Genomic DNA, 14,194 nt, shown 5'->3' on the forward strand with positions numbered 1-14,194 from the left:
GGGAATGGGACAAAACTGCAAGCCCTCTCTTGTCATCGGAAGCAGGACAATCATGCAAAGGAGAACATTCTACGTATTATCACTTCAGACAGTCACCTGCTCTCTTCCCTATTCTTTTCTAGCGTGGTGTGTCTTCGAGTATTCCATGAAGAGTGTGGAGCGACCGATACTTCCAGCGCATTCATGGGATATTTCATTGCAAACTTGAAGTCATGGTTAGGAATAATCGTTGCCAGTTCCGTTGCTCGCAGCGCCAGGGACAGGTGAACAGGTTCACGGGTTGGATGACTAACTCACGCATACTTGTCACCGTGAGGTTGGGATTTGATAGCCGGCCTTGTACCAAGACGGCTCCATCACGATCGGTACGATACGTTGCGATCATCTGATCGTCATAGCTTTTAATGACGGCAGGAGCAGGGTGCCCATAGGGGTTGGTCGCCCCAACAGAAATGACGGCATATTGCGGATGCAGCTGTCGGAGCCAGTCTTGGTCCAACGAACTTCGTGCTCCATGATGTGGGACCTTCAAGACCGTGACGGGCTGGTGTCCAGCCTCCGGTAAATGCTGAAGTCCGCCGGTCTCAATATCGGCGGCAAAGAGGATGGAATGGGCGCCACAGTCCAATCGAGACACGATCGAGCGATTATTGAGGTCGGTCCCTGTATGGAACGCAATGGGACGAGCTGATTGAGACTCTTGCTGTGGATTGAGAATAGCCAGACGGCAAGGACCGGAATTCAAGACCTCTTGTCCTTGCATGGCCGTTCGTTTCGGGATGCCTCGTGAGAGAAGAGCTGACGTCAGATCTGCGACGAACTGTTCCTGTCGCTCCACCCCTTGCTCCCAGAACTGTCCCACGGAGAGATGTTGGAGGATCCAGATCAATCCACCGACATGGTCCATTTGCTGATGTGTACCGATGACATGGTCGACGTGTGACACACCCCTATTCCACAGAAATGGCGCGACCACACTTCGTCCCATGTCGAACCGGTCATGGCGTGCACCGCCGTCGATCAAAACTGTTTGCCCATCAGGGAGTTCGACGAAAGCACTATCTCCTTGGCCCACATCCAGGAAAGTGACACGCCAGTGATCACCATCACCTCGATGCCCTGAGGGCACCAGCCACCACATGATCAGTGCAAGCGCTACCGCGACCCCTGTCATTCGCCATCGGGGTGAGAGAATCGGCAGGCTTGCGGCAAAGGCTCCTGAATAAAACAGCATCATGGCCGGGACTGATGGTGCAGCGATAGGCCATTGGGCGCCTGGAATGGTGGCGCCCCAGTGAACGCCCTCGATCAACCACATGAAGGCGTATTCTAACCCTGGTCCCCAGGTCAACACATCAGCACCTGTCAGTATGGTCCAGATGGCGAGACAGAGCCCAAATGGAACGAGAATAAAACCGGTGAATGGAATGGCGGCAAGGTTCGTGAGTACTCCGAGCCATGGCACTTGATTGAAATAGAATGCGACTAAGGGAAATGTGGTGACGGTAAGCACTGCGCTGAACGACAGCGCCTTGGCGCCATAGATGGTGACCCGGGAACCCCATACATGTGCACGCTGGATGGGCTCCTTGTTCCGTGTTCCTAAGAGGCCGATCAGCTGAATCATCACGAATACGGAGAGAAACGAGAGCTGAAAGGAAATATCAAAGATGGCGCGGGGGTCATGACACACAATCAGGAGCAGGGCAACGGCCATGGTATGATTCAGATGCCGGTCGTGTCCTAACCAGAGAGCAATCATCGCCATCGTGATCATGACGAGTGATCGGACGGTCGCTAATTCAGCCCCGGCAAGGAGGGTATACAGGGCGACAGCGGGCCAGGTAAACAAAATGGCAAGCTGTGAAATGGTCAGTCTTCTCGTGATGAGCAGGATGAGTGTGGTCGGCAGCCGTACGATCAAGAATCTCACGACCCAATAGACAACGGTCGCAACCAGCCCGAGATGGGAGCCTGAGATCGACAGCAAGTGAACCGTGCCTGTGACCATGAACCAATCTTGAAGCTCTTGCTCGACATAGCCACGCTCCCCAATGATCATGCCAAGCACAATTCCCAACGCCGGTTGACGCACGCTATGGACCGAAGCCTCTCGGATGCTGGTTCGCCAATGGTCGATCTGATTCCATACCCGCCATCGAGGGCTCGTCGCTCCGGACTCCAACAAGGTAACTGCCTGAGTCCCGACAATCGTTCCAACGAGATCGATGCCTTGATGTTCAAGGTAAGTGGCATAGTCAAATCCTCCAGGATTGAGGCTTCCTCGCGGAGGATGATAGCGGCCGTGGACGGATACCCGATCACCATGATGGAGCGTGAATCCGGGATTCCTCCAGACCAGGCGTAGGCGCGTTGTTTCGTCATCCGTCTGAAGAATGATCGTCTGGCGGCCTGCACCATGTTGAACTGGGACGACCACGCGGCCGGTCAGAATGGGCTCCTCAACAGAGTGGACCGCCGGCGATGGATCGCGAAACGGCGGCGCAGCGGTGAGAGCCCAGTAGATGACCCCAGACAGCACAGTGACATACAGAACGAGTGCGGAAGATGTCGTCAGATGGCCGGCTCGCTCGACCAGCGAGAGTGCGACGGCCATAGCCAGGAGAGCGGTTAGGACAGAGAGGGGGAAAAAGGAGACCTGTGCTCCGCACACAAGCCCGATGAGAAAGGATACGGCAAGGAGTGGAAGCATGAGCGTTCCTCATGCACGTGGGAAACGCTCAGCCGATATGTTCTTGCACCACTCGGGCAAGATCGTCAGCAACTTCCTTGACGACCGATGCATGCTCGCCTTCGACCATGATACGTAACAACGGTTCGGTCCCGGAATAACGGATGACCACACGACCGCTTCCATTGAGACGACGGTTGTTTTCTTGAATAGCTCGGTCGATCTCCGGAATTGATTCCAAAACCGGTTTCCGTTTCACCTGAAGGTTGACCAAGATCTGCGGGACCGCGCTCATCGCTGTGGCCAGTTCGGACAACGGCTTCTTGCTGCGTTTCATCAATGACAAGATTTGGAGGGCCGAAATCAGCCCATCCCCGGTCGTGTTGTGGTCGAGAAAGATGAAGTGCCCGGACTGTTCACCGCCGAAGTTATAGCCTTCCGCCAACATCCGCTCGAGGAGGTATCGATCCCCGACCGGCGTTCGGATCAGCGTGATGCCGGCTTTGGCCATCGACAACTCCAGGCCAAAGTTACTCATGACCGTACCGACCAGCGTGCGTTTTGCAAGGAAGCCATGTTGATGGAGATCGAGACCGAGCGCCGCCATCACATGGTCCCCATCGATCACCGTCCCTTGCTCACAGACGAAGATGGCTCGGTCGGCATCTCCATCCAGCGCGATCCCAAGATCGGCTTTCTGTCGACGGACGGTCTCTTGAAGGAGCTCGGGATGGACAGCACCACATCCCGCGTTGATATTCATGCCGTTTGGTTTGTCCCCGATCACCTCGACCGTGGCGCCCAATTCTCTCAACACGGTGGGAGCGACTTTGTACCCTGCGCCATTGGCACAGTCCACGACGAGCTTGATTCCCTGAAAATCCAAATCTTTTGGGAGCGACCGTTTGGCAAATTCAATGTATCGTCCATCGGCATCATCAATCCGATAGGCCTTTCCAATAAGATCGGCAGTCGGTCTCAGATGATTGATCTCATCGGACACAATCAGCTGTTCGATACGAGCCTCGACCTCATCGGGAAGCTTGAACCCATCGCCCGAGAAAAACTTAATGCCGTTATCCTGGTACGGGTTGTGCGAAGCGGAAATCACAACGCCGGCATCGGCGCGCAGACTTCTGGTCAAGAAGGCAATGGCCGGTGTCGGCATGGGTCCAACTAAGAGGACATCAACTCCCATGGAACAGATCCCTGCCATGAGGGCAGATTCCAGCATGTAGCCTGAAATTCTTGTATCTTTGCCGATGACGATCTGATGGCGTCCCGCTCGTCGCATGAAAATGTGTGCGGCTGCTCGGCCTAGCTGCATGGCCGTTTCACTGGTCATAGGATCAAGGTTGGCGACACCACGCACACCGTCTGTTCCAAATAGTTTCCGCATCATCCTTCCTCTCTAGACGATGGCCAACTGTGACTTAATGCTGCGGCCATCTTCACGACATCCTTCATCATGTCGACATCATGCACACGGATAATCCGAGCGCCTCGATCCACGGCTATTGCAACGGCAGCGGCCGTCCCCCACTCCCGACGTTCGACGGGTTTCCCGACAATCTTTCCGATAAACGCTTTCCGTGAGAGCCCAATAAGCAGTGGGCGATCCAGGAGCAATAACGAGGACAACCCACGAAGCAGTTCAAGATTATGGAACATCAGCTTACCAAAACCGAATCCTGGATCAAGCATGATATTCGTTCGTGCGATCCCTGCATTCATGGCAGCCTGCATACGCTCTTCAAAAAACTGCACCACCTCGGTGAGTACATCTGAATAATGCGGTGCGAGCTGCATGGTTTGAGGGGTTCCCTGCATATGCATGAGAACGACGGCGGCACCTGAGCGTGCGATCACCGAAGCCATGGCCGGATCCTGTCGCATCGCACTGACATCATTGATGATCGAAGCGCCATGGTCCAAGGCATACTGAGCGACTCGTGACTTGGTGGTGTCGACGGAAATTGGAATTGATATGAGGCGTGCCAGTTCTTTGACGACTGGAATGACACGATCCAGCTCGTCTTGCTCGCCGACGGGGTGGGAACCGGGTCTGGTTGATTCCCCGCCGATATCGATCAGATCCGCGCCCTGCGCGACGAGTTCCATCGCATGAGCAATGGCGCGTTCCGGGATAAGATGCCGTCCACCATCGTAAAACGAATCTGCCGTGACGTTGACAACGCCCATGATGAGCGGACGAGTCCGGCAATCGATATCATGCCCCCTTGCCATTAACCACTGCTCGGGTGGGGATGATTGTACTGAAATCTGTTGCAACGACACCACCATTTAAGAGTGAACCAACAGCGAGGGTGGCTGTCTGTATGGAAACAACGCTGGGTAGAGCTCAACCGCAGCAGCCATGGGGTCGGTAGCATAATCATGGCTCCCCTCTTGGAGGAGCCATGATGTGAATCTGTTAGGCAGGAACAGTTTGAGAGGAAGACTGCAACAAGATCTGATCGATTTCTGGAGCATCCAGGACTTCTTTTTCAAGTAGGGCTTCTGCCAAGGCTTTGAGACTGGTCATCTGTTCGGTCAGTACCCGTCGTGCACGTTCATAGTTTTCCGTGACGAAGCGCTTAATCTCCAGATCGATTTCAAGCGCCACTTGATCGCTGACATCCCGCTTCGTCGCAAAATCACGGCCAAGAAATACGGAGTCTTCTTTCTGCCCAAACGTCAACGGTCCTAACTTTTCGCTCATGCCCCACTCGCAGACCATCTTGCGTGCCAGATCAGTTGCTCGCTCAAGATCGTTGCCTGCTCCAGTGGTGACATGCTGAAACACAAGTTCTTCCGCCACGCGTCCACCCATCAGGATTGCCAGCGTGTTATAGAGAAATTCCTTGGAATAGTTATGTCGGTCATCGGTCGGTAATTGCATCGTGACGCCGAGCGCCCGACCTCGTGGAATAATTGTGACTTTGTGGACCGGATCCGTACCAGGAAGGAGTTTAGCCATGAGTGCATGCCCGGCTTCATGATAGGCTGTGATGCGCTTTTCTTCATCGGTCAAGATCATGCTCTTTCGTTCCGCACCCATCATGACCTTATCTTTGGCCATCTCAAAGTCGATGTTCTCGACTTCTTTCTTGTTTTGACGCGCGGCCCACAGCGCCGCCTCATTGACAAGATTCTCAAGGTCAGCACCGGAAAACCCAGGGGTTCCCCGGGCAATCTTTTCCAGTTCCACATTCCCTGCGATAGGAACCTTTTTCGTGTGGACTTTCAGGATTTCAGAACGGCCTTTGAGGTCCGGACGGTTCACGACGACTTGTCGATCGAAACGACCTGGCCGTAGTAAGGCAGGATCGAGGACATCGGGACGGTTGGTAGCCGCGACCAAGATCACTCCTTCGGTCGTGTCAAATCCATCCATTTCAACGAGCAATTGATTGAGCGTCTGTTCGCGCTCATCATGTCCCCCACCGAGACCGGCACCACGCAGGCGACCGACCGCATCAATTTCATCGATGAAAATAATGCAGGGAGCATGTTTTTTCCCTTGCTCAAAGAGATCGCGTACGCGTGAGGCGCCTACGCCGACAAACATTTCAACGAAATCGGACCCACTGATGCTGAAGAACGGCACACCGGCTTCTCCAGCAATCGCTTTGGCCAGGAGGGTCTTCCCCGTCCCAGGAGGGCCAACGACTAACACTCCTTTAGGGATACGGCCCCCAAGCTTCTGAAACTTTCTGGGGTCTTTCAAGAACTCAATAATCTCAAGGACCTCTTCTTTAGCCTCATCAACACCGGCGACATCGGAGAAGGTGACTTTCTTGCGCTCTTCCGTCAGCATCCGCGCACGACTTTTGCCGAACGAGAGCGCTTTGTTCCCGCCGATCTGCATCTGGCGCATGAGGAAAAACCAGAGTCCAAGGAAAAGGATAAACGGTCCCCATGTGACGAGAAACGTGATGTACCATGGACTCTCGTCCGGCGGTTTGACCTCGATCTGCACCTCTTTCTCCCGGAGCACCTTCACGAAGTCGGGATAGTCGGCTGAGTAGGTACGGATACGAGTCTTATCCTTTAAGACGCCGCTGATGTGGTTGCCCTTAATGATGACCTTTTCAAAATCACCTTTATCGAGCTTCGACATAAAGTCGCTGAAGATGACTTCTTCTTCCGGCGCATGCGTCGGAACACTGAATAAGTTAAACAGGAGAATCATGAACAAGCCGACCACGACCCAGAAAAGCAGGTTCTTGACCCGGGAATTCATCCAGTTCTCCTTGGCGATAACGTTGGATGGAAAGTATTTAGGAATTGCGGTGATGTTAACACAGGCTTGTACATATTGACAACAGCTCGCGAGAAAATGCTACACGTCTTTTTCACTCGACTGATCGAGCACTGCGAGATAAGGAAGGTTACGATACTTCTGCTGATAGTCAAGACCATATCCGACAACATACTGATCAGAAATTTTGAACCCGGTGTATTGGACGTGTACATCGACGACACGGCGCTCCGGTTTACTCAACAAGGTGCAGACTTGGATACTCTTCGGTTTCCGTTTCGCGAACGCCTTCATGAGATATTGAACCGTCAACCCTGAATCAACAATGTCCTCGACCAGCAGCACGTCTTTGTTTTTGATCTGTTCGGTCAACTCCGTCACTAACTTCACTTTTCCCGATGTTTTGGCTCCTGTGCCGTAACTGGTCACGACAATGAAATCGACTCGCACGGGAATTCGAATCGCCCGGGCCAGGTCGGCGAAGAAAGCGTAGGCTCCCTTTAAGACTCCGACCAGCACGAGATCTTTCCCCGTATAGTCGGTACTGATCTGTCGCCCTAACTCGCGGATCCGGCTCCGCATCTGCTCCTGGGTGATGATCGGACGTCCAAACATACGTTCCATCTCAGTCGGTTCCTTCTGTGAGAGGTGGAGAATCTACCGTAATGACCAGGCAGCGTGCTGTCGAGGACGTCGGCACCCAGCGTTCGTCTTGCCGATACCCAACGACCCAGAGAATGCCTTCGGGAGCTACGACCAGGGGGACACGAGATCGGGCTGCTATAGGTAGTTTTACATTCGTAAAAAAGTCCTGCAATTTTTTTGAGTGGCCTCCCATGCCACGAGGGCAAAATCGATCGCCTGGCAACCAACTCCGGACCGTCAGCGAGAGAGAGACTCGGTCAGCATCGACCAGGATCCGTTTCCGGCCCGATGGGGCCTGTCGGCTATCGTATCGCTGTATTTGTACCTGAAGTCGTTGTCCTGTTCCAGACCATACAAGTTCACCGGGTACTGGGAAGGGGAACTGAGGTACGTCGGCATCTCTCTGTTGTCGATGACACTCATGCCCTACTGGAACGGGAATAAAGCGTAGAGACTGGGTCGTGACGACAACATGTCCGGACTTGAGCTCCAATCGAGACATCGATTCCGTGGTTGACGCGAGACGAATCACGCGATCGATCGTGTGAAGGCTGGGGGGGCGATGTTGAGCATCACATTGTCGAAACAGGAGTCGGAGACAGCGTCGTTGTAGGGGCAGAGGAAGACCCACGAGAAGCAGGCGATCCAGCGTCCATGCTCCGGCTGAGCCCCATGTCACAGCGGAAGCGATGCGGGCCGCAGCTTCTTGGTCTAGATAGCGATGATCAGTGCGACAGAGATCGGCGAGTCTACAGAGTGCATGACTGCTGGATGGAACCAACTGCGTGAGAAGCGGAATGACCTCTCGCCTGATTCGGTTTCGTAGGTAGTGTGGCTTGGCGTTACTCGAATCTTCACGATAGGAGATACCTACTGTACGGAGATAGGTCAAGATCTCCTGCCGTGTTGTCTCGTACAACGGTCGGACAACGGCATCGTCTCGGACCGCCGGCATGCCGGAAAGACCGGTCAACCCTGCCCCTCGAAGCATCCATAATAAGACGGTTTCCGCCTGGTCATCGGCCGTATGGCCGACGGCGATGCGATCCGCTCCGCACACCACGCTAATCTCCTGCATCAGGCGATATCGAAGGTCTCGAGCTTCGGTCTGTAGAGAGGTGGTACGACTGTGAGTGCGAATGTGCGCCGCGCGCACATGGAGAGGAACTGCCAGACTATGGCACAACCTTTCTACAAACCGTTGATCCTCCTCGGACTCAGCTCCTCGTAACCCATAGTTACAATGGACGGCCGTCAGCGTCAGGTTCCAACTGGACCGCAGTTGATGCAGAATCGACAATAGCGCGACAGAATCAGGACCACCAGAGACAGCGACCACGATATGCTGTCCGGGTTGAAAGAGGTTTCTGGATCGAACCGTTCGAACGACGTGATGTACGAGCGGAGGCCAAGGCGTCCGGTTCATGGAGCGGGATGAGGTTGCGTGAAGGAATCCATCAGGCTCCCATGTTGTCATGATAACGACGGAGAAGATCTCTTGCTGATTCTACATCGATCGCGATTTGTCGGCTCAAGGCGTCTTCATCATCAAACTGCGCGTCTCCCCGAATACGATCGATCAGTTCGACCCTGATCATGTGCCCATAGAGATCGTATCGTCCATCGAGAATGGAGACTTCCAGTCCTCGTGTCCCACCAGGGAAGGTCGGCTTGCTCCCTATATAGGTGACGGAATCATGTCGATCAGCTCCTACGACCGTGATCGAGGTATAAATTCCGTCGGCAGGCGTCACACGATCCGGAGGGAGCGGCAGATTGGCGGTTGGACATCCCAATGCGTGCCCCCTGCCCTCCCCAGGAACGACGATTCCACTCAGTGCATATGGACGGCCGAGCAATTGTGCCGCCTGGGCCACCTGTCCAGCCATGATCAGCTGTCTGATTCTTGTTGAGCTGACGATTCCTCCATCGAGGGTCACGGGAGGTGTGGGATGAACAATGAAGCCGAACTGTTCCCCGAGACGTCGGAGATCATCAATCTTGCCGGCTCGTTTGTGTCCAAATGCAAAATGTTGTCCGACAAACACCTCTTTGAGTCCGAGTCCTTTCGAAAGTACCTGTTCCGCGAATAGTTCGGGAGTCAGCGACGCGAAGGCCTGAGTGAATTCCACAAGCACGACCTCATCAATGCCTGCCTGATCGAAACGAGCCAGCTTTTCATGTTCGTTCGTCAAAAATCGGAAATCAGCGTGAGGTGCCAGAATTTTAACGGGATGAGGATCAAAGCTGAGAACGACGGCGGTTCCATTCTTCTTGCGTGCGGTCTCGATCACTCGCTGTAACAGCGCATGGTGACCGCGATGGTGCCCGTCAAAGTTCCCGATGGTTCCCACGGGATAGGGTCGCAGGGCCTGGCCCGAGTATCCGCGGGTGACTTTCATCGTGATGAACGAAGCAGCAGAGCAGCGTCTTTGGCGAAATAGGTCAGAATCAGGTCGGCCCCTGCCCGCTTGATGGCCAACAGTGACTCCATCATCGCACGCGACTCATCGAGCCAGCCCGCCTGTGCAGCAGCTTTGATCATGCTGTACTCACCGCTCACTTGATAAGCCGCCAGCGGGAGGAGGATACGGCGACGAGCAGTGGCAATGATATCAAGGTACGGTAAGGCCGGCTTCACCATGATGATGTCGGCCCCTTCCTTGATATCCAAATCGATTTCGCGCAACGCTTCCCGCGCATTGGCCGGGTCCATTTGATAGGATTGGCGGTCGCCGAAGTGAGGAGCGGAGAAGGCCGCGTCACGAAATGGCGCGTAGAAGCAAGACGAGAATTTGGCTGCGTACGCGAGAATGGGCAGATCGGGGAATCCTGATCGATCCAACTCCCTCCGAATCGCAGCGACACGCCCGTCCATCATGTCGGATGGTGCCACCATGTCGGCTCCTGCCTCGGCATGGGTGCGCGCCATGGTCGTCAGGCAGTCCAACGTCTCATCATTGAGGATCTTCCCATCCCGAACGATGCCACAATGGCCGTGACTGGTATATTCATCAATGCAGACGTCGGTAATCACCATCAACTCCGGCACCTGCTGTTTGACGGCTTTGACAGCCCGCTGCACGATGCCGTTTGGATCCAAGCCCGAGCTGCCACGTTCGTCTTTGTGCGCTGGAATACCGAATAAAATGATGGCCGGAATCCCAAGTGCACGAAGTTCCACCGCCTCGTTGACAAGCAGATCGATGGACAGTCGGAATTGACCGGGCATTGACCCGATGGCTTCACGACGATCGTGTCCCTCAGTGACAAATAACGGGGCGATGAAATCTGCCGGTGAGAGGTGCGTCTCCCGCACCATCCGCCGCAATGGTTCCTGTTGCCGGAGTCGACGAAGGCGATGGATTGGAAATCCCATGTTGTGTTCCTACTTCCGTGGACGATAAGCCAGGAAGATCCCAAGGTCTTGGACCAAGATCATTCCCACCAGCTGACCGTTCCGTGTGATACCTACATGACGATGGATCGGACACTCCATAGCGAGGATCCTTACTTCCATGGGCGATGAGCCAGGAAGACCACCAGGTCTCGGACCGAACGCATTCCCACCAGCTGACCGTTCCGTGTAACACCTACATGACGATGGATCAGACACGCCATAGCAGAGTCCTTACTTCCGTGGGAGATTGGTCAAGAAGACCACCAGGTCTCGGACGGAGATGACCCCGACCAGTTGGCCGTCGCGTGTCACACCCAAATGACGAAGGTGTGATTGGGCCATGAGATCATTGGCATCCAGCAAGGTCTTGTTTTCTTCGATCGTCATGATGGGGGCCGACATGATTTGTTCGACCGTGGTTTTGGTCGCATCAGCTCCTGCCGCGACGACGCGGCGCATCATGTCCGTATCCGTAATGATGCCGATGATCTCACGGTCATTTGTCACGAATAAACTGCCGATCCCGCGATCGCGCATGATCCGAGCCGCCATCTGTGTGTCGGTGTCACGTGGCACGGTGACAAATTTGTCTCGGGGAATCATGAATGACTTGACTGGAACCATCATACCCTCCCTTCTTGACCATAGGACTGACCCATATACCATGGGCTGTCCAGTTACTGCATGACACCCGCGGCACAGTGCTCGCGGCTTCCATAATGGTGGGCGATTGCTTCCACCAGTGCAGGAATTGTATTTTCGCTCGGCATGACTGAGACGGTCAGGCCGAATTCCTTTGCCGTCGTGGCGGTAATGGGACCAATACAAGCAATGGTGACGGATTGTAAAAGGGGCCGTACAACTTCCCTCCCTCCCAGCATGGCAACGAAATTTCGGACCGTGGAAGAGCTTGTGAAGGTGATGACATCAAGACGATGATCCCTGAGCTCCTGCCACCACCCTTCGGCATTCAGATCTGGGGTCAGCGTTCGGTAGACGGAAACCACATCGACATGGGCTCCACGGGCACGAAGCTCATTCGGCAAGATCTCCCTTGCTACTTCTGCCCGAGGGATCAGGATGCGGGATGTTCTGATTTCCTCTTGAGTCAGTGCGGCTAACACTCCCTCCGCTTGATACTCGGCCGGAATTAGATCGGCACGAAGGCCAAACCGCTCCAATTCCTGAGCCGTTCGAGGTCCAATGCAGCACAGCCGTCGTCCGCCCAAACATCGTGCGTCGAATCCCTTCGACCGGAGGTGAGTCATGAAGCGATCGACCCCGTTCACACTGGTAAAGATAATCCAGTCGTATGTCCCAATCTCGGCAAGGGCCTGATCGACCGGCTTCCAATCGAGAGGGGGAACGATGCAGATCGTCGGGCCTGCGACCGGTTCGGCACCATAACCAGCGAGTCGCGTAGCCAACTCATCCGCCTGCTCTTTCGCTCGCGTCATCAGGACTCGTTTCCCGAACAGTGGACGTCGCTCGAACCAGTTGAGTGTTGATCGAAGTTGAACGACTTCCCCCACAACAATTACGGTGGGCGGCTCCATCCCTGCGGCCTGAGTCTTTGACACAATATCCGACAACGTCCCGACGAGTGTGCGTTGATCTGTTCTGGTCCCCCACCGAGTAATGGCAACAGGTGTCGATGGAGACAACCCTTCTTGCATGAGTTGGGCAGTAATCGTTGGGAGCTGTTTCATGCCCATTAGGAACACCAAGGTACCCCGACTTGCCGCGAGTCTTGGCCAGTCCAATGCGGTGGCAGTTTTTGTGGGATCTTCATGCCCGGTGACGATCGTGACGGTGGATGCCAAAGTTCGATGGGTAACGGGAATCCCAGCATAGGCCGGCACCGCTACCGCAGCCGTGACACCAGGGACCACCTCGAACGCAATTCCCGCAGTCGCGAGGGCTTCCGCTTCTTCTCCCCCTCGGCCGAACACGAAAGGATCCCCGCCTTTCAGTCGCACCACCACGTTCCCGGCTTGTGCACGTTCGATCAGCAGCCGATTGATGGATGCTTGCTCCGGGTACTTCCCTGTTCCACGACGTCCAACATACAGGCGTTCTGCTTGCTCGGGAGCATGGCTAAGCAGTGCGGGATTTGCGAGATAGTCGTAGAGGACGACGTCGGCCTGCTTAAGACAGTCTCGGCCACGAAGTGTCAAGAGGCCAGGATCGCCAGGGCCGGCTCCGACGAGGTAGACTTTCCCTTTGCTGTGCTCCATTCCGCTCATGCCGATCCGTAAATCTCGCGGAGAATCTTGTCTCCTCCACATGCCAACAGACGTTCAGCCAACTGTACACCAAGTGCATGGGCTTCCTGGCTCGTGCCTTTAATCTGATCACGAATGATCGTTTTCCCATCCACGCTCGCCACGAGTCCTTCTAGAACCAGCCGGTCATTGGATAAGGTACCATGCGCAGCAATCGGGACTTGACAACCCCCTTCTAAACGAAGCAAGAACGCCCGTTCCGCCGTAACGGTCGTCTGGGTTTCTTGGTGGTTCAGTCGTGACAAGATTGAACGGACGAATGCATCATCGGCTCGGCCTTCAATACCGAGTGCACCCTGCCCGATAGCGGGAAGACTAAGGATGGGAGCGAGATATTCAGTGATGGTCTGAGCCCAGGCTAATCGGTGCAACCCGGCTGCAGCTAAAACAATGGCATCAAACTGCCCTTCCTTGAGCTTGCGTAGTCTGGTATCAAGATTGCCGCGCAGCATCGTGATGGTGAGGTCTGGTCTGGCCTGTAACAATTGTGCCTGACGTCGGAGGCTGGCCGTCCCGATGGTCGCTCCTAAGGGAAGTTCTTGGAACGAACAACCTGTTCGGCTGATCAGCGCATCACGGGCATCTTCGCGCGGCGGTACACACAGAATATCAAGCCCCGCCGGCAGTTGGGCCGGAACGTCTTTCATGCTGTGCACGGCGAAATCAATATCCCCGGCGAGCAGGGCATCTTCAATCTCTTTGACGAAGAGCCCTTTCCCCCCGATCTTGGCCAGCGGGACATCAACGATCTTGTCCCCTGATGTCTGAATCTTCTTGAGCGTGACGCATATCCCCGGCGCAACCTCATGAACTTTTGATTGGAACCACTCACTCTGACAGAGCGCCAACTTACTCCCCCTTGTTCCAAGTACTAGGGTTGAGCGTTGACCGTTCGATGTCGACACAAC

The 14,194-nt window shown here is 54.8% G+C and carries 11 protein-coding genes; all 11 read right to left on the reverse strand.

Annotated elements, in window-relative coordinates:
* Positions 1-193: 193 nt before the first annotated feature.
* Positions 194-2,713, reverse strand: a complete 2,520-nt coding sequence (locus ACYX34_RS04990) for a DNA internalization-related competence protein ComEC/Rec2 (RefSeq protein ID WP_462075451.1) — start codon at positions 2,711-2,713, stop codon at positions 194-196.
* Between the two features lie 28 nt (positions 2,714-2,741).
* Positions 2,742-4,091 carry a phosphoglucosamine mutase gene (gene glmM / locus ACYX34_RS04995; protein ID WP_462075491.1) on the reverse strand — a complete coding sequence of 450 codons (1,350 nt, stop codon included), beginning with the start codon at positions 4,089-4,091 and terminating at the stop codon, positions 2,742-2,744.
* The gene (gene folP, locus ACYX34_RS05000) at positions 4,091-4,894 is read right to left on the reverse strand and encodes a dihydropteroate synthase (protein ID WP_462075452.1); all 804 of its coding nucleotides are present in this window, start codon (positions 4,892-4,894) and stop codon (positions 4,091-4,093) included. Before folP ends, glmM begins: the two co-directional genes overlap by 1 nt.
* 232 nt (positions 4,895-5,126) lie before the next feature.
* Positions 5,127-6,938 carry an ATP-dependent zinc metalloprotease FtsH gene (gene ftsH, locus ACYX34_RS05005; RefSeq protein WP_462075453.1) on the reverse strand — a complete coding sequence of 604 codons (1,812 nt, stop codon included), beginning with the start codon at positions 6,936-6,938 and terminating at the stop codon, positions 5,127-5,129.
* Positions 6,939-7,037: 99 nt separating this feature from the next.
* Positions 7,038-7,580, reverse strand: a complete 543-nt coding sequence (gene hpt / locus ACYX34_RS05010; RefSeq protein ID WP_462075454.1) for a hypoxanthine phosphoribosyltransferase — start codon at positions 7,578-7,580, stop codon at positions 7,038-7,040.
* Between the two features lies 1 nt (position 7,581).
* Positions 7,582-9,027, reverse strand: coding sequence for a tRNA lysidine(34) synthetase TilS (tilS, locus tag ACYX34_RS05015; protein ID WP_462075455.1), 1,446 nt, complete (start codon positions 9,025-9,027; stop codon positions 7,582-7,584).
* A 31-nt stretch (positions 9,028-9,058) separates the two neighbouring features.
* The gene (gene ribF / locus ACYX34_RS05020) at positions 9,059-10,003 is read right to left on the reverse strand and encodes a riboflavin biosynthesis protein RibF (RefSeq protein ID WP_462075456.1); all 945 of its coding nucleotides are present in this window, start codon (positions 10,001-10,003) and stop codon (positions 9,059-9,061) included.
* Complete coding sequence (gene hemB / locus ACYX34_RS05025) at positions 10,000-10,980, reverse strand: porphobilinogen synthase (protein WP_462075457.1); 981 nt, start codon at positions 10,978-10,980, stop codon at positions 10,000-10,002. The genes ribF and hemB overlap by 4 nt, the downstream gene beginning before the upstream one ends.
* Positions 10,981-11,232: 252 nt before the next feature.
* Complete coding sequence (locus ACYX34_RS05030) at positions 11,233-11,628, reverse strand: CBS domain-containing protein (protein WP_462075458.1); 396 nt, start codon at positions 11,626-11,628, stop codon at positions 11,233-11,235.
* A 50-nt stretch (positions 11,629-11,678) separates the two neighbouring features.
* Positions 11,679-13,247, reverse strand: coding sequence for a uroporphyrinogen-III C-methyltransferase (gene cobA, locus ACYX34_RS05035; RefSeq protein ID WP_462075459.1), 1,569 nt, complete (start codon positions 13,245-13,247; stop codon positions 11,679-11,681).
* On the reverse strand, positions 13,244-14,191 hold the full coding sequence (hemC, locus tag ACYX34_RS05040) for a hydroxymethylbilane synthase (RefSeq protein ID WP_462075460.1): 948 nt from the start codon (positions 14,189-14,191) through the stop codon (positions 13,244-13,246). The genes cobA and hemC overlap by 4 nt, the downstream gene beginning before the upstream one ends.
* Between the last annotated feature and the right edge of the window lie 3 nt (positions 14,192-14,194).

The sequence above is a fragment of the Nitrospira sp. CMX1 genome, from assembly GCF_054902215.1.

Bases quoted from the DNA above. Each gene is read 5' to 3' on its own strand.
- ACYX34_RS04990 (WP_462075451.1), bottom strand. From the start codon at position 2,713: ATGCTTCCACTCCTTGCCGTATCCTTTCTCATCGGGCTTGTGTGCGGA.
- glmM (WP_462075491.1), bottom strand. From the start codon at position 4,091: ATGCGGAAACTATTTGGAACAGACGGTGTGCGTGGTGTCGCCAACCTT.
- folP (WP_462075452.1), bottom strand. From the start codon at position 4,894: ATGGGCGTTGTCAACGTCACGGCAGATTCGTTTTACGATGGTGGACGG.
- ftsH (WP_462075453.1), bottom strand. From the start codon at position 6,938: ATGAATTCCCGGGTCAAGAACCTGCTTTTCTGGGTCGTGGTCGGCTTG.
- hpt (WP_462075454.1), bottom strand. From the start codon at position 7,580: ATGGAACGTATGTTTGGACGTCCGATCATCACCCAGGAGCAGATGCGG.
- tilS (WP_462075455.1), bottom strand. From the start codon at position 9,027: ATGAACCGGACGCCTTGGCCTCCGCTCGTACATCACGTCGTTCGAACG.
- ribF (WP_462075456.1), bottom strand. From the start codon at position 10,003: ATGAAAGTCACCCGCGGATACTCGGGCCAGGCCCTGCGACCCTATCCC.
- hemB (WP_462075457.1), bottom strand. From the start codon at position 10,980: ATGGGATTTCCAATCCATCGCCTTCGTCGACTCCGGCAACAGGAACCA.
- ACYX34_RS05030 (WP_462075458.1), bottom strand. From the start codon at position 11,628: ATGATGGTTCCAGTCAAGTCATTCATGATTCCCCGAGACAAATTTGTC.
- cobA (WP_462075459.1), bottom strand. From the start codon at position 13,247: ATGAGCGGAATGGAGCACAGCAAAGGGAAAGTCTACCTCGTCGGAGCC.